The 18846-nt window shown below is 48.4% G+C and carries 13 protein-coding genes and 1 riboswitch; of the genes, 9 read left to right on the forward strand and 4 right to left on the reverse strand.

The genetic code is table 11. From position 1 onward, the window contains the following. Positions 1-119 precede the first annotated feature (119 nt). The 5 genes from K7B07_RS09755 (at position 120) to K7B07_RS09775 (ending at position 5605) form a co-directional block, all read left to right on the forward strand. Entirely contained in the window at positions 120-341 is a 222-nt protein-coding gene (locus K7B07_RS09755; protein WP_223709259.1) for a transposase, read from the forward strand. A 66-nt stretch (positions 342-407) separates the two neighbouring features. Further along, the gene (locus K7B07_RS09760) at positions 408-1445 is read left to right on the forward strand and encodes a nucleoid-associated protein (protein WP_223709260.1); all 1038 of its coding nucleotides are present in this window, start codon (positions 408-410) and stop codon (positions 1443-1445) included. Between the two features lie 105 nt (positions 1446-1550). Further along, positions 1551-2570 (forward strand): aldo/keto reductase, encoded by a 1020-nt coding sequence (locus K7B07_RS09765; protein ID WP_223709261.1) that lies wholly within the window; start codon positions 1551-1553, stop codon positions 2568-2570. A gap of 129 nt (positions 2571-2699) precedes the next feature. Next, the gene (locus K7B07_RS09770; protein ID WP_223709262.1) at positions 2700-3119 is read left to right on the forward strand and encodes a helix-turn-helix transcriptional regulator; all 420 of its coding nucleotides are present in this window, start codon (positions 2700-2702) and stop codon (positions 3117-3119) included. Between the two features lie 1472 nt (positions 3120-4591). After that, entirely contained in the window at positions 4592-5605 is a 1014-nt protein-coding gene (locus K7B07_RS09775) for a zinc-binding alcohol dehydrogenase family protein (RefSeq protein ID WP_223709263.1), read from the forward strand. Here the strand turns inward: K7B07_RS09775 and K7B07_RS09780 are convergent. From K7B07_RS09780 to K7B07_RS09795, 4 genes are all read right to left on the reverse strand, one after another. Next, positions 5602-6843: a peroxiredoxin family protein gene (locus tag K7B07_RS09780; protein WP_223709264.1), complete on the reverse strand. Its 1242-nt coding sequence runs from the start codon at positions 6841-6843 to the stop codon at positions 5602-5604. The genes K7B07_RS09775 and K7B07_RS09780 overlap by 4 nt on opposite strands. Positions 6844-6958: 115 nt before the next feature. Next, positions 6959-8401 (reverse strand): SusD/RagB family nutrient-binding outer membrane lipoprotein, encoded by a 1443-nt coding sequence (locus tag K7B07_RS09785; RefSeq protein ID WP_223709265.1) that lies wholly within the window; start codon positions 8399-8401, stop codon positions 6959-6961. A gap of 11 nt (positions 8402-8412) precedes the next feature. Then, a complete protein-coding gene (locus K7B07_RS09790; protein WP_223709267.1) occupies positions 8413-11586 on the reverse strand; it encodes a SusC/RagA family TonB-linked outer membrane protein in 3174 nt (1057 codons plus the stop codon). 300 nt (positions 11587-11886) lie between these two features. Next, positions 11887-11983, reverse strand: a riboswitch (SAM riboswitch). A gap of 251 nt (positions 11984-12234) precedes the next feature. Further along, a complete protein-coding gene (locus K7B07_RS09795; protein ID WP_223709269.1) occupies positions 12235-13512 on the reverse strand; it encodes a DUF3472 domain-containing protein in 1278 nt (425 codons plus the stop codon). Between the two features lie 240 nt (positions 13513-13752). On the opposite strand from K7B07_RS09795, the gene K7B07_RS09800 reads away from it, so the two are divergent. From K7B07_RS09800 to K7B07_RS09815, 4 genes are all read left to right on the forward strand, one after another. Then, positions 13753-15273: a bifunctional GNAT family N-acetyltransferase/carbon-nitrogen hydrolase family protein gene (locus K7B07_RS09800; protein ID WP_223709270.1), complete on the forward strand. Its 1521-nt coding sequence runs from the start codon at positions 13753-13755 to the stop codon at positions 15271-15273. A gap of 134 nt (positions 15274-15407) precedes the next feature. Continuing rightward, the gene (locus K7B07_RS09805; protein WP_223709272.1) at positions 15408-17546 is read left to right on the forward strand and encodes a peptidylprolyl isomerase; all 2139 of its coding nucleotides are present in this window, start codon (positions 15408-15410) and stop codon (positions 17544-17546) included. 107 nt (positions 17547-17653) lie between these two features. Further along, a complete protein-coding gene (locus K7B07_RS09810; RefSeq protein WP_223709274.1) occupies positions 17654-18160 on the forward strand; it encodes a DUF2480 family protein in 507 nt (168 codons plus the stop codon). 84 nt (positions 18161-18244) lie between these two features. Continuing rightward, the gene (locus K7B07_RS09815) at positions 18245-18844 is read left to right on the forward strand and encodes a DinB family protein (RefSeq protein ID WP_223709275.1); all 600 of its coding nucleotides are present in this window, start codon (positions 18245-18247) and stop codon (positions 18842-18844) included. Positions 18845-18846: the final 2 nt, after the last annotated feature.

Consider the following 18846-nt stretch of genomic DNA (forward strand, 5'->3'; position numbering starts at 1 on the left):
CAGACATTATTGCATGAATGGGAGGTAATGCCCAATCATATTCACGGCATTATTGAAATAACCGCAGGGGGAATCAATATTCGCCCGATATTGGAGTACATATTGATTCACCCCGACGGATGACCCCATTTCGTTCACCATCACAAACCATTGGGTCCATTGTCCGCGGATTCAAAATAGGCGTTACCAAATGGTTTCGCGGACAGGAGAACGATTTTGCGACCGACGCCAAAATATGGCAACGCGACTATTATGATCACATCATCCGTAGCTGCGCGGAATACCAGCGCATTGCGCAGTATATTATTTCCAATCCCGCAAATTGGGGTAGTAGAGATTGAAAATATTCAACCCTACGAGGGTTTCCCGGGTTTTGTATTATTTTGCAGGCCGTTTAAAACAGCAGCATGCAGTATTTTGAAGGATCGGCAATCACCCATATCGCCGTGCACAAAGTGGGTAATCAATCGGAGGAAGAATACCTCACCCTTTCCAAAAAGGAACTGGCGGTGGATCCCGAGGTAAAGGAACTGATGACCCGTTATTTTCTGAATCCGTTCAAGTCGGAAGAATATTTCCAGTTTTACAGCGAAGGACATATCAGTGCCAATGAGGCGTGGAACTATGTTTCCGCCATTTTTGAAAAACCGGAGCAGACCCTGGCACAATCCAAAAACCTGGCCCAGCACCTGTACAACCAGGGCACCCATCCCAGCATCAAAGGGGGCGAGTTCTATGTGGTGTATTTTAAGGAAGGGCTGCTGAACGGTGAAACGGTGGATGCCATCGGACTGTTCAAATCGGAAAACAAGGAGCCTTTTTTAAAAGTGTTCCCGGTAGAAGATGCCTTTGAAGTAGAAAGCGAGGAAGGCATCAACATCAACAAACTGGACAAAGGCTGCATGATCTTTAATACCGACAAGGAAAACGGTTATATTATTTCCATTGTAGATACGAAGAATAAATCGCCGGAGGCCCGTTACTGGACGGACAGTTTTCTCCGGATCCAGCAGCGGCAGGACCAGTATTTTAATACAGAAAGTACCATGGCCCTGTATAAATCCTATGTGGTGGACCATTTGCCGGAACAATACAATGTAACCAAGGCAGATCAGGCAGACCTGTTGAACCGGAGCCTCAGCTTTTTTAAAGAAAAACAACATTTTGACCAGGAAACCTTTAATAACGAGGTGTTGCACCACAAAGAATATGTGGAAAGCTTCGACCGGTATAAACAACACTATTCCGCCGAGCGGGATATTGAAATAGCCGACAACTTCTCCATTTCCCCCGCAGCGGTAAAGCGCCAGAACCGGGCCTATAAAAGCGTGATCAAGCTGGATAAGAATTTCCATATCTATATCCACGGCGACCGGAACATGATCGAACATGGCGAGGACGACAAAGGGCGGTTTTATAAGTTGTACTTCCACAATGAAGAATGATGAATCAAAACTCTTCCTTCCAAAACGGTCAAAACCGGTTAATTAAATATAGAAATCAGCAAATATTGAATGTTGATTATTCCCCATTTCAGATAATTTTGACAGATGCAAATAAAGTTACCTGTGGTGTGTTCCGGCACCAGCCTGCTGGGCAACCTGTACCGGGCACTGCCTTATGATGAGAAGCTGGCCATTGTAAAAGAATATATTGCTGCCACACCGGCAGGTGATACGCCCTTGTTTGATTCCGCCGGCAAATACGGCGCCGGGCTGGCCCTGGAGGAGCTTGGAAAATGTTTAAACGACCTGGGCATTGCAAAAAATGAGGTCCTAATCAGCAATAAACTGGCCTGGGTACAAAAGCCACTGACCACACCCGAGCCCACTTTTGAAAAAGGCATCTGGCACAACCTGAAGAATGATGCGGAACAAAAGATCAGTTACGAAGGCATTTTAGAATGTTTCCGGCAGGGAAACGAATTATTGGGCGGTTATATACCACAATTAGTTTCTGTGCATGATCCGGACGAATACCTGGCTGCCGCCACAAACGAGGCCGATTATCAAAAACGGTACGATGATATCCTGGGTGCCTACCGGGCACTTACCGAATTAAAGGAAAAGGGAGAAGTAGCCGGCATCGGCATCGGGGCAAAGGACTGGACGGCCATTGAAAAAATTGCAAAAGATATAAAACTGGATTGGGTAATGATTGCCAACAGCTTTACCATCTACCATCATCCCAAAGACCTGATCGCCTTTATGGACAGCCTGTACCAGCAGGGCATTGCCATCATCAATTCTGCGGTCTTCCACGGAGGATTCCTGATGGGCAGCGATTACTTTAATTATATCCTGCTGGATCGCAATAACCCGGAGCATGCGCATTATTACCAGTGGCGCGATAGGTATTATGAGATCTGCCGCGAGTTTGAGATCGACCCCGCCGCCGCTGCCATTTATTTCGGACTTCATGTACCAGGGGTAAAAAGCATTGCATTGAACAGCAGTAACCCCGCCCGGGTACGTAAAAATGTGGAAATGGGCCATATGGAAATACCCATCGATTTCTGGAACCGGTTAAAGGAAGACGGATTGATCGCAGCAGATTATCCGTATTTGTAAACTATAAATAGTAACAGGTAAACACCATATAACTGATGTAAAGTACCGGCTGCGCGTTGTTTTTAACCCCCGTATTTTACGTATCTTTAAAAAAAGAAGCATTCCTTATTAACGCTTAAATTTGAACCTATGACAAATACAAATGCTATGGACAAAAAAATACATCAGGGCCGCAACATCAAACGCTTTCGCGAAATGCTGGGTATAAAACAGGATGCCCTTGCATTTGAGCTGGGCGATGTCCCGATAGCTATCGGGAGGAACCAGCAAAAAATCTCCCTGTTGGAACAAAAAGAAACCATAGATGCACCCCTGCTCCAACAAATATCTGCTGCTTTAAAAATACCTGCGGAGGCCATACAGAATTTTGATGAGGAACAGGCAGTAAATATCATATCTAATACTTTTACTGATGAGGCAGTAGCTTATGCGGGACAATACAAATGCACATTTAATCCAATCGATAAAATGGTTGAGCTGTACGAGCGGATGTTACAACAGCAAAAAGAAATGATTGACAAGCTGGAAAAACTAATTGAAAAGAAATAATTTTTTAGGGCGTGCCCCCAGCCCTGCCAGCGCGCAAAAGCAATACACGGCCGGGGTCGGGCTATACGCTATATCTTTTGTTCCGTTGCACTTCACAAAAGGATGCCGCTGCTATCCCTCACGCGGAGGAAAGAAAGATGATAAAGCGGTTCTTTCGCCTTGATTCGTGTTTGCACTATAACTTATGACCCGAGCCTATGGCTCTCGGGTTCTTGTGGATGACGCTAACCAACAAACTGAAGTTTGTTGTTGGCCATTCAGACGAGGCGCGGCCTCTTTCCTTCACCTGTCCCACAAGTCCCCCCGTCCTCACAAAGGATCATTCAGTTTTTCCTGGGCAGCAGTATGCTTTCAATAAAGGCCATCGGCCTGCCCTGCTCCCAACTCCGGATCCGAATATTCGGATTATTCCGGAGATACAACCCGCTAATACGAGATAGAGTGTCGTAGGCACGGCACATTTCCGACTGGGGGTCTTCGGCCATGCTTCGTGCCCGCACCATACCCGTCAGCTTATCACCCGAGCCTACGGTTCTCTGTTTCTTGTGGATGACGCTAACCAACAAACTTCAGTTTGTTGTTGGCCATTCAGACGAAGCGCGGCCTCTTCCCTTCACCTGTCCCACAAATCCTCCCCGTCCTCACAAGGGTCATTCAGTTTTTCCTGGGCAGCAGTATGCATTCAATAAAGGCCATCGGCCTGATTCCGCTCCCAACTCCGGATCCGAATATTCGGATTATTCCGGAGATACAACCCGCTAATACGAGATAGAGTGCCGTAGGCACGGCACATTTCCGACTGGGGGTCCTCGGCCATACTTCGTGGCCGCACCATACTCGTCAGCTTATCACCCCAGCCTACAGCGTAGCCCTTTTTGGCATTACGGCTAAAGAGTGGCGGGACAGGAACCCCGGCAAAACCGGGAACATAAGGGACTACGCAACGTTGGAGCAGCTGGTCGTTTTGAGCAATATGGAAAGCATCAATGCGCTGCTTATAGAACAAGGATTATCACAAAGTGAAAGACTGCTTCAACTGAACCAGGTGGCTATAACCCAGATGAAATCACTAATTGGAAGTAAAGCAATAAAAAAACTGAAATAATGGCCAGGTTGTAGCGGTTGCCGAAATCAAAATAAATTTTTTGGGCATGCCTGTTGGTCGGGCTTTCCGCTGTATCTTTTGCTGTGCCCCGTTTTTGCACCAATTGCTCTATGAGTGCCACAAAAGGATGCCACTGCAATGGTGAAGGCTTCAGCTACACTAGTAAATAACAAAAAAAGAAGGAACGAATCCCTCACGCGGCCCGCTCTTCGATATATCGCGCCCCATAGGGGCATAATATAGGTAGTTATTATCAATAAATACAGAAATAAGCTCCATAGGAGCGGCATATATACGCTGTTACAAAAAGTTGAAACAAGTTCAACGCAATGTTATCAATTGTCGAAATAACAATTAATTTTGCAACATGAAAACCCTTGTTTGCACAGCCCCCGGTCATTTTGAGTTTCGGGAAGACCCAATCCCTGAAGCAGGTGCCGGTAGGGCCCGTATCCGGCTGAAACGGGTAGGTATCTGCGGTACGGATCTTCATGCTTTTGAAGGCACCCAGCCCTTCTTCAGCTATCCCCGCATCCTGGGGCATGAGCTGTCAGGTGAGCTCATTGATGCCGGCGGAGCCGCAGGTTTTGAGCCGGGTGAGCTGGTAACCATTATCCCTTATTTCAGCTGCGGCACCTGTATCGCCTGCCGCGCAGGAAAGCCCAATTGCTGTGTTGCCATCAATGTATTTGGGGTGCACGTTGACGGTGGCATGCGGGAAGAGATTGTTGTGCCCACCAGCAGCCTGCTGCACGGCCAGGGATTGAATGCAGATGAACTGGCCCTGGTGGAGCCGCTGGCAATCGGGGCTCATGGAGTACGCCGGGCGGGTGTGCAGCCCGGTGAATATGTATTAGTGATCGGTGCCGGCCCCATCGGGCTGGGAACTATGGAACTGGCCCGTATTGCAGGTGCGCAGGTAATTGCGCTGGATATCAATACTGACCGGCTGCGCTTTTGCAGGGAAAAGCTCGGCGTACATTCCGTTGTAAATGGTGCGGACAGCGACGCAGTGGAACAGGTAAAAGCCATCACCAACGGGGATTTTCCCACGGTGGTCATTGACGCCACCGGCAACCTGAGAGCCATCAACAACGGCATCCAATACCTGGCACACGGCGGGCGTTATGTATTGATCGGACTGCAGAAAGAAGCTTTTTCCTTCAGTCACCCCGAATTTCATAAACGGGAAACCACCTTAATGAGCAGCCGTAATGCCGTAAAGGAAGATTTTGAGCACGTAATCCGGTCTATGAAGGCAGGCGCCATCCGGCCGCAGACCTATATCACGCACATGGTTGACTTTGATGAAGTGCCCGCGCAGTTTGCCTCCTGGCTCAATCCTGCCACGGGTGTGATCAAGGCGATGGTGCATTTTTAGGAAGGTTCCCGTAGCAATGCATCAATAAAAAATTCGAATTCCTTTTTGAACTCCTCATAATGTTTTCCGGTGCCCGGTCCGTTAAACCCGGAATGGATCTTCCGGACATTTCCTTTTTTATCGATCACAATGGATGTTGGAAACGCTTTGAGGCTTTCCAGCTGCGGCAGCGTTTTTTCTGTCCGTTGTTCATCGGATACAGCAACGCCGGTAACCAGGAAAGGATATTTTACATCATACCGCTTCTGAAAAGGGATCAGCGCCTTGCGCGATTCCTCAAAATCACCGGTACGTTCATAGGCCAGTCCGATGATCTCCACACCGCCGGCCTTATTGCGGGTATAATAATCGCTCAGGTAAGCGGTTTCATCCATACAGTTGGGGCACCAGGACCCAAGGATCTGAACAATGACCACTTTATCCTTATACCGGGCATCATTGAGGGATACCCATTCGCCGGAGGTAGACCGGAACCGGAAATTCAGCCGGCTTTCCCCTTCCCTTAATTTGGTATATGTATTTTCATCCGGCAACTGTGCCGTATCATTCCGCACTGCCGTCCATGGCAGCGGAGCCCGCAGACCGGAATACACTGCAGCCTGACGGATGCTGTCTTTATTGTTCAATAATGCGGCAAACACAAAAGCATGTCCACCATCAAAACCGGAGAGATGCAGGGAATCACCGCTCACAGATCCTTCCAGGTAGCGGTAATCGCCCGTTGGCGTAAGAAAGGTTCCGGTGATCCGGCCGCCGGCTTCCTGCACAAATTCGCCAATCGCCTGTTCGCTTTTTCCATTTCCACCAAAAGTTACAGACCATCTTCCGCTGATATCAACTGCCGCCGGCTGTTTCAGAGGATACCGTTCTTTGACACCATATACCGCATAAAAGGGAACCTCCTCCTTACGTGCACCATAATTTTTTATATACACGCCTTTCAGATTACCGTCCTGCTCTACCTTCAATGCAAATCCGGAGGCAAAAAAGGGCATCTGCACCCACAGCGAATCGTCTTTTTGCTTTATAGCATCCACCAGTAAGCGCTCTCCTGCATTGATCACATACCATACCGGCTTCCCTTTGAGTGTGGCCGACTCAAAATTGAAAATGATCTGCCGTCCGTCGGGACGCTGTAATACACCCTGCCAGATACCGGGTTTTATACGTTGGGCATGACTCAGCGCCGGCGCCGCCAGCATCAAAAGGAAAAAGAGGGGCCGATATATTTTTTGCATGATCTTTAATTCTGTTAAAATAAAAAACAACATTGTTTCCTTTTAGTTGGTCAATCTGATTGCATGCCGGTCTGAATACCCGATCTCCATCAGCACGAACTACATCACTAAGTTATCACTTTACATCAAACCACAACCGGGTCAGCAGATCATCCGTGCCCTGGGCGGCTACTGCGGCTTTATAATTGGCGCCGTTAAGCGACTGTTCCGTGCCGGGATAAATAAACCGCACCGGTATCTTTCCATCCAGCACACCGGATGCTCCCGGTGCCAATTGCGGATAATCCAGCCGGCGCCACTCAGCAAAGGCTTCCAGTCCCTGCCCATACAGCGCGATCCATTTTTGTTCTCCGATGGACTTTTTATAGTTCGCGGGGTTGTAAGCTACCGCCGGCTGACCGAAATACGCATTGATCGCTGCGGTATCAGTGATCTGGTATTGATTGAATGAGGCAGTAATGGCCTGTTTGTACAGATCTGCAGCCGTACCGGCCAGCAAACCGCGCGCTGCCGCCTCTGCTTTTGCAAACAATACTTCTGCATAGCTTATAATTACCGCGGGATTGGCATCCGACCGGAAAAACACCGAGTCCGGTTTGGATGTTTTTGCAAATCCCAGGTTATTCGCGTCGCTATTGGTAAGTCCGCTGGGCACTCCCACATATTTTTTTACGGACGTGTCACTGGGTTTATCTGCATATATATCCAGCCGCGGGTCGTTCAGGGCATATAATTTATCGATGATCGTTTTTCCCACCCGGTAATCATCCCGCGTTGAGAACCAGGCCGCCATTGGGTTTTGCAGGGGCGGCTTGTCATACTTTAGCTGAGCTGATTCGCTGTTGCTGCTGATCAGCAGGGAGGGGTCGGCCGTTAACTCAGTGATCACCTCTTTTGCTTTTCCGGGCTCCCGGTCCGCGATCCGTAATGCAATACGCAGCCGGAGCGCACCAGCAAATTTTTTCCAGTTGTCCAGGCTTCCACCGTATAAAACATCACCGGAGATAGTTCCTGCTGCCGGGTTCAGTGCTGCAGCAGCTGTTTTCAATTCATCCAGCAGTCCAAAGTATACCTCTTTCTGTGAATCATACACCGGGGTAAGCGTTTCCTTTATTTTGCCGGACTCCTTATAAGGAATGGCTCCGTAGGCATCCGTCAGCAGCTGGAAGGTCCAGGATCTCAGAATGGTGGCAACGGCCTTATAGTTTGTATTCGCTTTTTCATCCGGAAACCCGATAATCGTATTCAGGTTGGTGATTACCTGTGCATACCCCGCGTTCCATAGCGATGTAAAGCTGCTGTTGCTGAAGATATAGCGGTCGGGTTCCGTATACTGGATCTTGGCCCAGTGCTGGATGATGAGCAAACTGGAATTAAAATTATTATCGGCACCCCAGTAATTATCCGCAGCTGTTTTTTCTGCTGCCGTTAAAAGATAGTCCGGCTGCGGGTCTTCCACCGCATTGGGGTTCCGGTTGATTTCTGCCAGGTTCTTTTTGCAGGCAGTAATCAAAAGCGTAATTAAAATAACAAATAAGGTAAATCTATTCTTATACATAACTGCCGGTTTTAAAATTTAAGGTTCAGGTTAAATCCGATGTTCCTTACGGTTGGAAGTGTGAGATCTTCCAGTCCCTGGGCATTGCCGGTGCTAAACGCCACTTCAGGATCGATGTTCGGAACTTTTTTATGAATGATCCAGAGATTACGGCCCACTACAGACAAAGAGGCACCCTGAAAACCGATCTTGCGGATCCATTGCTGCGGCAGGTTGTATCCCAGTTTTACCTCCCGCAGTTTTACATAGGAAGCATCGTACACATATTCCTCTTCAATGCTCCGGGACGCCTTGTAATACTGGGAGGCAGGGATGATCGTCGTATTCTTTTGACCATTAGCGGTAACCCCGTTAAAGATCATACCATCGTCGTACACCGTTTCGCCATTGGGCCCGCTGGCGCCGGCCCTCGTGCCGTTCGCCTTATTGTTGTCGGGATAATAATAATTAAGCCCTCCATGTTCCGCATCCCGTCCCGGAAGCGTAAGTGCCAGTACCCCGGTATAGCTTCCGGTAGAATTGGTACCGGCAAACAGCGAGCCGCCGATACTGGCATCCACCAGGAAGGAAAGACTAAAGTTTTTATAAGAAACGCTGTTACTGATGCCTCCTACCCAGTCCGGCGTAAATTTACCCAGCACTTTTTTATTCGGGTCGGCCAGGGGAATACCACTGTTGTTCACCACAATATTACCACTGGCGTCCCGCAGGTAGGCATTTCCAAAGAGGGTACCGTAGGGCTGTCCCACAGAAGCAAGCACCTGCACGCTGCGATAGGAACCCAGTACATAGTTCTGCAAGCGTTTTTCATAATCCAGTATCAGTACCCGGCTGCGGTTAGCAGCATAATTGAGATCGATGTTCCATTGGAAATTATCATTTTTTACAGGAATTACGCCCAGCTGCACTTCAATCCCCTTATTGTTGATCTTGCCGGCATTCATCAGTTTCTGGTTATAGCCGGTGGCAGCGGTCACATCGACTTTTAATATCTGATCAATGCTATTGGTATTGTACACGTTCAGATCCAGCCGCACCCGGTTATTAAAGAATGCTGCTTCCAGTCCTGCCTCAGCAGAATTGGTCGTTTCCGATTTAAGTTCGGGGTTCAGATCTACCGTTGAAGTGATCAGCTGCGGGTTGCCCAGGAATGGTGCGTTAAAATTAAAGATATTGATCAGCTGGTAGGGATCTGCGGAGCTGCCCACTTTTGACCATCCGCCCCTCAGTTTCAGAAAATTCAGCGTATTGCTTCTTATGTTCAACGCATCCGACAGAATCAGGCTGGCATTTACCGAAGGATAAAAATAGGACAGGTTCTGTTCCGGCAGCGAGGAAGACCAGTCGTTGCGGGCTGTTAAGTTAATAAAGGCAATATTTTTATAGCCCACCTGCGCCGAAGCAAAGGCACTATAGATCTTTGACCTGGAATAAAAATTATTGGATACCAGCGGATCCCTTGAATTGGCCAGGGTATATACATCCGGCACTGCCAGGCGCGGAGCCTGCTGTATATTCTCCTCATAAATTTTTGTGCGCACATTCCATCCCCCAAGGGCATCCAGGCTAAAATCGCTGCTGATATTTTTATTATACCGGAGTGTTGCTTCCGTATTATTCTCATTTACACCATAGGCATCTTCCTCATAAGAACCAAAAGGCGTACCGTTGGTACCATAAGCTACGCGGAGCTTGCGGCGGTCATTATAATAATCCGTTCCCGACCTGAAGTTGGCGCTTAATCCATCGAGAATGGTGTAGTTGACATTGATATTACCAATGAGCCGGTTGCGCCGCTGGCTTACCGTATTTTCATACGCGATCCAGTACGGGTTGCTGTAATAGCTGTTGTTCCAGTTGATGCCGTTGCCATTAGCGTCTTTATAGTTTTTTAACTGGTCGATATCCACCTGCCGGCCAAACCAGGTAAACTGAAGCATAGTGCTGGTTGCCCGTTTGCCACCGGCTCCCGGAAGATTGGGCGCATTATTCAGAATATAATTCGCGTTTACTCCTATTTTTAATTTTGAGGTTACATTATAGTTGGCATTAAAAGACAGGTTATCTTTTTTAGCCTCGCTGTTTGGCACTACCCCCAGCTGCTTCTCATTATTATAAGAGATCCGGTAATCGTAATTGTCGCCGGCATTGGCCAGCGCGATCCCGTTGCTGTAGGTGACACCGGTACGGAAATAATCCCGCACATTATCGGGATGCGGCACAAAGGGTACGGGCAGGCCGTTTGAATAAAACTGCGGGATCAGCCGGCCATCTAGTTTTGGGCCCCAACTCTCATCCACTCCGTCGTTATCACCACCCCCTTTACCATCTACATAGCTGAACTTGCCTTCCGAACCTTGTCCGAAAACATTCTGGTATTCCGGAAGGATCAGCAAACTGGCGACATTCACATTTGAGTTCAGGGTGATCCCCAATCCTTTTTTACTTCTCCCGGTTTTGGTCTTAATCAGCACCACTCCCTGTGCGGCCCTTGAGCCATAAAGTGCGGCAGCGTTGGGTCCTTTCAGCACGCTGATGGTTTCAATATCTTCCGGGTTCAGATCCGAGATCGCATTACGGAAATCCCGGGAGCCTCCGGCGCCCAGCTGTGAGTTATCTACCGGTATACCGTCCACCACAAAAAGCGGCTGGTTATTTCCGGCGATAGAGGTTTCGCCTCTTATTACAATACGCGAAGAGCCCATATCTCCCTGTGTATTGGTGATACGGACCCCGGCGATCTTTCCTGCAAGGGCATTCACAATATTGGTTTCCTTTGCTTCGGAGATATCTTTTGCCTTTAATTCCTGTGTCGCATATCCCAGGGATTTTTTGGCCTTGGTGACACCCAGGGCCGTTACCACCACTTCGTCCAGCGCATTACTGGAACTTTCCAGCTGCACTACCAGCGCTCCCTGAACAGTGTCCGTATTGACCTGGCGGTTGGCATACCCCACATAAGAAAAAAGCAGGACCGCATGCGGACCGGCGGCTATTGAAAAGCGGCCCTGGTCGCTGGTTAAGGTACGCCGGTTGGTTCCTGAAACTTCTACGGTCACCCCTGTCAGCGGCGCGCCGGACTGAAGCTCCTGTACAGTGCCTGTGACCGTTACAGACTGAGCAGCTCCCAGCAGGGGAAAAAGAAAGAACGCTGCGTAGATGAGTCTTCTTAGAAAATGGTTCATTGTTATATTCTATTTTAAAATATTCGGATGGCTGGGGCATACGAAACCCGTTCGGCCCTGGCCGTCAACTGAAACTGAAATAAAAAAAGAGATTAAATCAACAGCAACAACACCCTATACCCATAGTAAGGAGTTGCAGCATTTGTGTGTTACGACAGCTCGCCTGCCGGCAATTGGGAGACCAGTAGTCCTGACCCGGGGATTGCATTTTTGTGTTCATGTTCAAAAATTGCCGTTTTAAAAAATCTGTTATGGAAAGAGAATCGTGAATAGAAGACAATGCAGGGAACATTGACCACTCACTTATCTTTCCTTTCTGGATGGATGTAGCACCGCTCCTTGATGGTGGTTGCTAAGACTTCCCAGGGCCATTTCCCTCAGTCTTTCTTGATAAGTTGTCCGTTAAGACAAAGCAAAGGTAATTGCTAAACTATTATTAACAAAATAAATTTCTACAAAATAAGTAGACTATTAATGAAGGCTTCATTTTCATAGTCGCAGGTAATTACTGAACGGGGGACTTCGCCGGAAATAGCCGCATTGCCTGAAGCGGGCGGACTTGTTCAGGTTGGCAGGCCGGGCGCCTGATCTCATCATAAAAAAGCCATCTCTTAAACGGAGATGGCTTTATAAAATATAAATTCTGTTTCATGGCAGTGCGCTGAAGTCCACCTCCGGTGCTTTTCCTGAAGGCTGACGCTCCACCATGGTATCATATGGAACATAGTCATTAAAAAAGCCGCAGTTCCTCAGATAGAATTGTTGTCCTTTTACACCACCTGCATAATCTTTACGGTAACCCACACGCGCCGTATTGTCGGCAGTAAAGCGGGCCTTGGTAAGCTCCTGCCAGTTGCCTTTGGTATCCCGCACCCACTGGTTGCCAAAAAATACATTCCGTTCTATATCGCCCTGGTTGGGACTGAAGTTTTCAAGAAACGAATGCGGCCGCTTCAGATATGTGGCCAGTTTGGGACGCCGGAAGCTGGCCACCAGTAACCAGGTCTTTTTTGCACCGTCATAAAAATAAGCGGTATAAATGGTATGACTATCCCCATCCGGTACTACATGCAGCAAAAACTTATAGGTGACCGCCGCCTTCCAGTTATACTTCAGGATGCTTTGCCCCCCGGCGCCTTCATTACCAAACTCACCGGTATAAACCCCTTCTCCTTTTTTCAGCATTTTGATCTTATGATCCTCCGGGATCTGTTTGGGGTCATCTGTCTGGTAGGGACTCCAAACAGAAAACAGGATGCGGCGCTCCGTTGCGGAGTTCACCTGCATTCCAAAGTAGCCCTCACCAAAGCCATTGGCCATAAAATAAGAACCGATCACATCATTGCCTTCCGGTACGGTTACTTCATTGTAAAACCACTCAGCATCCACCTCTTTTGGCAACTGGTAGCCCATATGTACAGAAGGACCTCTTCTTCCCCAATGAAAAAAATTGCCTTCATTGTTCCTGGTATAACCGGCTTTATCGGTAAGCGCAGTGCCCTCCAGCTTCAGGGCCGTTACATCCGGGAAACAGCAGCCTTCTTTTTTTATCCCTTTCACCACGATCGGCACATAGCCGCTGTCCTTCAGGGTCCATTCCCCGATGTAAAAAGAAGTTCCCCCGTCTTTCAGTGTTGCCTTACGGGTCTGTTCGAACAGGGACACAGCGATTTCCGGGTTGCCGGTAACGGCGCCGGTTTCCAGCCACACCTTAAGGGTGCCGGGCTGTGTTACCCGTATATAGGCAGTAAACCCATCGTTGATCTTTGTCCAGTGGCTCACGCCGCTATTACGTATCCGTACCCCGTCTTCGGATCTTTGCTGCGCCCAGGCATTTCCTCCCATGGGCAGCGTGACCGGCTGGGCATTGACAACAGAAGAAAAAAGCAGTAATCCTGCAAACAATCCTTTCACGGAACGGTTCATAAAGCGTAATTTTTTGTGTGTATGCGAATATATTGTGAAACCCCGTGATTCCGCTGCTCAACCGATTGCATTCATCCAGGCAGGAAGCGATGCAATGACACTTCGTTACAGGCTGCAGCTGATGCGCTGATTTTTTATACTCCCGCCGGTCATTGCCCTTTACCACAAATCGTTATCCGTACGCCTGCGGCCACTTATACATAACGCGCAAGGCAGATTATTTGCACTAAATTTGTTATCATGACAGACCTGAATATTGAAATAAAAGCACTCGAGAAAGATCAGTACGATGCCCTCAAGGAAACCATGATCGCCTGCTATCCGAGCATGCCGGAAAGCTACTGGCAGCGGGAGCAAATCAACCGCCTGATCAACCTTTTTCCCGAAGGCCAGGTAGTGATCTATATAAATGGTGTAATGGCGGCCTGTGCGCTTTCCATTATTGTGGATGAAAAGAAGGTGAACAACCGGCATAATTATAAAAGCATCACCGGCAACTACTCCTTTAACTCGCATGACCCGGAGGGTGAGATATTATATGGTATCGATGTGTTCATCAAACCCCAGTTCCGCGGTATGCGTCTCGGGCGTCGGCTCTACGACTACCGGAAGGAACTGGCGGAACACCTGAACCTGAAAGGCATTGTATTTGGCGGCCGCATCCCCGGCTATCACAAATACGCGCAGGAGCTGACCCCCAGTCAATACATCCAGAAGGTGAAGCAGAAAGAGCTCCACGATCCGGTACTGGACTTCCAGCTTTCCAACGATTTTCACCCGGTGCGTATTATAAAAAATTACCTGCACGGAGATGTGCAGTCGAATGAATACGGCGTTCTTCTGAAATGGGATAATATTTATTATGAAGACCTGAGCGAACAGGCCTTTCCTCTCAAACGCGTGGTACGGCTGGGATTGATACAATGGCAGATGCGGCTTTACGGCAATCTGGAAGAAATGATGACACAGGTGGAATACTTTGTGGACACGGTTTCCGGCTACCGTTGTGATTTTGCCGTATTTCCGGAATTCTTCAATGCCCCGCTGATGGCAGAATATAACCATCTTTCCGCTGCAGATGCAGTAAAGGAAGTATCAAAATATACCGCTGTAATAAGAGACCGCTTTGCCGCCCTGGCCGTAAGCTATAATATAAATATAATCACCGGCAGTATGCCGGAGGTGGCGGACGGCCGCCTTTACAACGTGGGCTATCTCTGCCACAGGGATGGCTCTGTTGATAAATATGAAAAGATCCATGTAACGCCCGATGAAGAACGGGTATGGGGCATGGTGGGAGGCAGCCAGGTAAAAGCCTTTGATACAGACTGTGGCAAAGTAGGCATCCTGGTATGTTACGACTCCGAATTTCCCGAGCTCAGCCGCCTGCTGGCAGATGAAGGAATGGACATCCTGTTTGTGCCATTCCTTACCGATACCCAGAATGCCTATTTCCGGGTGCGCCACTGTGCCCAGGCCCGCGCCATTGAAAACGAATGCTATGTAGCCATTGCCGGCAATGTGGGCAACCTGCCCCAGGTACAGAATATGGACATCCAGTATGCACAATCGATGATCCTGACCCCCTGTGATTTTTCCTTCCCCTCCAATGGCATTGAAGCAGAAGCTACCCCCAATACAGAAATGGTGGTGATCGGTGATGTGGACATCGACCTGTTGCGGCACCTTCATAAATTCGGAAGCGTTAAAAACCTGGCAGACCGGAGAACCGATGTATATGAAGTGATCCGGAAGGGCTAGGAGACACCTGGTCAGGTCATTTCCGGTACCCCGGAGGGCCTGTTTTTAAGCGATTTTCAGCCTTTTTTCCACAGTTTGTTGATATCTTTAAAAACGCTATTTTTGCCAACCTTTTAATTAACTATCTATATAACATGTCAGTAATACAGAAGATCCAGGACAAATATGGCAAAGTGATGGCCGTAATCATTGGGATAGCTTTGGTCATATTTGTTGTGATGCTTGCTTTTGAGAACGGCGGCAGCCTTTTTACGGGAGATGTCCGTACCGTAGGAAAAGTTAACGGAGAAAAAGTTGAGATCCAGCAATTTAGCGCTTTAGTAGAACAGCAAACCCAAATGATGCAGTCCCGCGGTATGGCCGGCGGTGAAGGCGCGGCACAGCAGGCAAACGATATGGCCTGGGGCCAGGAGGTTTACCGGATCCTGCTTTCACAGGAATCCAAAAAGCTGGGACTGGAAGTTGGAAGGAAAGAACTGGATAACCTGATCTATGGCGATGAGCCCTCACAGGTAATGCAGCAATATTTTTCAAATCCTCAAACCGGTCAGTACGACCCCCGACAGGTATCGGAGATCATCAAGAATATCAAATCAAAGGGCACTGCTGAACAAAAGCAGCAGCTCAACATGATCCTGGACCAGACCGTACTCCAGCAAAGCGCTGAAAAATACAATGCCCTGCTGTCCACCAGCATTAACTTTCCCAAATGGATGATCGAAAAGCAAAATGCAGAAAACGCATTGTTGTCGAAAGTATCCTTTGTAAGAGAACCTTATACCAGCATTTCTGATTCGGCGGTAAAGGTAACCGATGGTGAAATCCAGGAATTCATCAACAAACATAAAAACGACTTCAAACAGGAAGAAAGCCGCAGTGTTTCCTATGTAGCCTTTAATGCACAGCCCAGCGCCTCCGACAGCACCGCTGCCCGTCAGCGCCTGCTGGATCTGAAACCGGCGTTTGACAGCGCCCATAATGTAAAGGACTTCCTGGTGAGTGAAGGCGTGAACAATTATTACGATGGATTCGTCAGCAGCAGCCGTATACAGGTTCCCATGAAGGACTCCATTTTAAAAGCAGGTGCCGGTAATATTTATGGTCCTTATGTGGATGGCAATACGTATGCCCTTGCAAAAATCATTGCTACCGCCGGCATCCCTGATACCGTGAAGATCCGTCATATACTGGTAGGAACCGTACAACAGGATCCGCAAACCGGCCAGCAGATCCCGATCAGGGACAGTGCTGATGCCCGGAAGCTGGCGGACAGTCTGTTTACGGCTTTACAAAACGGCTCCAGCTTTGATACGCTGGTGGCAAAATTCTCCACGGATGCCGGCAGTACGCAGAATGGTGGTGTTTATGATAATGTTCCTTCCGGTCAGATGATGCCTGCCTTTAACGACTATATCTTTACCCATCCCGTAGGCAGCCGGGGTATTGTAAAAACGGATTATGGGTATCATATCATTGAGGTATTGGGTACCAAAGGAAGTTCAACCGGTTATAAAATCGCTTACGTATCAAAACCCATTGAGGCCAGTCAGCAGACTGATAATGCCGCAAGTGATGCCGCAACACATTTTGCGGCCCAGGCCACCAATCAGAAATCTTTCAATGCTGCAGCTGATAAACTGCAGGCAGAAAAAGGCATCATGAAATCCATCGCTTCCGATATTCCTCCCACAGGTGCTATGATACAGGGGATCGGTGCCTCCCGAAACTTTGTAAAGAATGTATACAAAGCCAGCCTCGGGGCGGTTGTACAGCCGGAGCGCGTGGGCGATTATTATGTAGTAGGCCTGGTAACTGAAATCAATAAAGAAGGGACCATGAGCCCGGCGAAAGCACGGATGATGGTAGAGCCGATCCTGATCAACCAGAAGAAAGCAAAAATCATAACGGCTAAAATCGGAAAGATTACCACCCTGGAAGCCGCCGCAACCGCACTTAAAAAACAGGTGGAAACCTCCGACAGCCTGCGCTTTAACGGACAAACACCATCTGCAGTTGGTTTTGAGCCCAAAGTGCTTGGCGCCGCATTTAATAAAGCAAACCTTCAAAAAGTAGTGCCGGAGGCCATTGCAGGAACACAGGGTGTATATGTGGTACGGGTAGACAATCTGATGAGCACGCCTGCAGCAGTAGAAAATATAGAGGAGACCCGGAAAATGCGCTACATGCAGGCCAAGCAGCAGGCACAGTCCCTGTCGATGCAGGCCCTCCGGGAAGCCGCCACCATCAAGGATTTAAGAAGCAAATTCTATTAATAGTGCTGATATCTTTTTAAAAGCCCGCAAAAGCGGGCTTTTTTATTATATAATTACTTCCCGGTTACCGGAGTAAACCGAAGCCGGCTTAATTTTGTTCTACTATTATGGAACCGGTTATCAGAAATAAAGTAGCAGAAAGCGGGATTATTACGCTAAACCTGGAGTCGTATTATCCTGCGGCGCCCGTGGTCTTGTTCGACATCAAGGACTTTCTTTTTATGGGTATGATCTTAAAGGAAAAAGATTTCCGTGCAGCATTGAAGGAACAGGACTGGTCGGCCTTTAAGAATCAGCTGGTGGGCATCGTCTGCTCCGCTGATGCCATTATTCCCCTTTGGGCATATATGCTGATTGTGAGTTACCTGCAGCCGGTAGCAGCATTTGTAGCCCTTGGCGATGCTGCCTCGGTTAAAAACAAATGGCTGCTGAAAAGCATTGATGCCATTGATGCTGCGGAGTTTACAGATGCCCGTGTGGTGATCAAAGGTTGCGGAGATATTCCCGTATCGGAAGATGCATATGCACAGATCTCTTTGAAACTGTTGCCCGTGGTCAAAAGCCTTATGTACGGGGAACCCTGCAGTACCGTACCGGTATTCAAACGGAAATAAACCGGTCTTCCGGCAGGTAATAACAAGTCCCTCATTTTTTGTTTGCAAGCCAGGCATTCTGCTTAATTTTAGGAAAAGATTTTTATGAAACACAATGCAGCAGGCAGCAATCCGGCCTTAGCGGGAATGCTTGCCAGGGTTTCCCGGCTGGGGATCGTTCTGGTGATCGCCCTGGTGATATTTTATCCGGCAACAGTAACGGCGCAGAACATTACGAACGAAGACATCAAAGCCCAATTTATCCAAGACTGGGAACGGGCAAAAACCTATACCCTGGAATACCTGAACACCATGCCGGCGGACAAATATTCGTTAAAACCGGTTGACAGTATCCGGAGCTTTGCCCGGCAGATGCTGCACCTGGCCTCAGACAATGTATTACTCACCGCCAAGGCGCTTGAGCAGCCGCTGCTCTTTGGAAAAAGGGACCTGGAGCAAAGCAGCACCGCACAAACAAAGGATTCCGTTGTATACTATGTCACCGCATCTTATGATTTTGTGATCGATGGATTAAAAAAACTGGATGCCGGAAAGCTGGGCGAGCAGGTCTCCTTATTTAATATGAACGTAAGCCGCGCCGGCTGGATTGCCAAAACATTTGAGCACCAGACCCACCACCGGGGTCAAACCACCATTTATATACGCCTGGCGGGAATAAAGCCTCCTGAAGAGCGGTTATTTTAAGG

The sequence above is a fragment of the Niabella beijingensis genome (assembly GCF_020034665.1).
GTDB classification, from domain to species: Bacteria; Bacteroidota; Bacteroidia; order Chitinophagales; family Chitinophagaceae; genus Niabella; species Niabella beijingensis.

Bases quoted from the DNA above. Each gene is read 5' to 3' on its own strand.
- K7B07_RS09755 (WP_223709259.1), top strand. From the start codon at position 120: ATGACCCCATTTCGTTCACCATCACAAACCATTGGGTCCATTGTCCGC.
- K7B07_RS09795 (WP_223709269.1), bottom strand. From the start codon at position 13,512: ATGAACCGTTCCGTGAAAGGATTGTTTGCAGGATTACTGCTTTTTTCT.
- K7B07_RS09805 (WP_223709272.1), top strand. From the start codon at position 15,408: ATGTCAGTAATACAGAAGATCCAGGACAAATATGGCAAAGTGATGGCC.
- K7B07_RS09770 (WP_223709262.1), top strand. From the start codon at position 2,700: ATGACAAATACAAATGCTATGGACAAAAAAATACATCAGGGCCGCAAC.
- K7B07_RS09785 (WP_223709265.1), bottom strand. From the start codon at position 8,401: ATGTATAAGAATAGATTTACCTTATTTGTTATTTTAATTACGCTTTTG.
- K7B07_RS09815 (WP_223709275.1), top strand. From the start codon at position 18,245: ATGAAACACAATGCAGCAGGCAGCAATCCGGCCTTAGCGGGAATGCTT.
- K7B07_RS09775 (WP_223709263.1), top strand. From the start codon at position 4,592: ATGAAAACCCTTGTTTGCACAGCCCCCGGTCATTTTGAGTTTCGGGAA.
- K7B07_RS09790 (WP_223709267.1), bottom strand. From the start codon at position 11,586: ATGAACCATTTTCTAAGAAGACTCATCTACGCAGCGTTCTTTCTTTTT.
- K7B07_RS09780 (WP_223709264.1), bottom strand. From the start codon at position 6,843: ATGCAAAAAATATATCGGCCCCTCTTTTTCCTTTTGATGCTGGCGGCG.
- K7B07_RS09765 (WP_223709261.1), top strand. From the start codon at position 1,551: ATGCAAATAAAGTTACCTGTGGTGTGTTCCGGCACCAGCCTGCTGGGC.
- K7B07_RS09800 (WP_223709270.1), top strand. From the start codon at position 13,753: ATGACAGACCTGAATATTGAAATAAAAGCACTCGAGAAAGATCAGTAC.
- K7B07_RS09810 (WP_223709274.1), top strand. From the start codon at position 17,654: ATGGAACCGGTTATCAGAAATAAAGTAGCAGAAAGCGGGATTATTACG.
- K7B07_RS09760 (WP_223709260.1), top strand. From the start codon at position 408: ATGCAGTATTTTGAAGGATCGGCAATCACCCATATCGCCGTGCACAAA.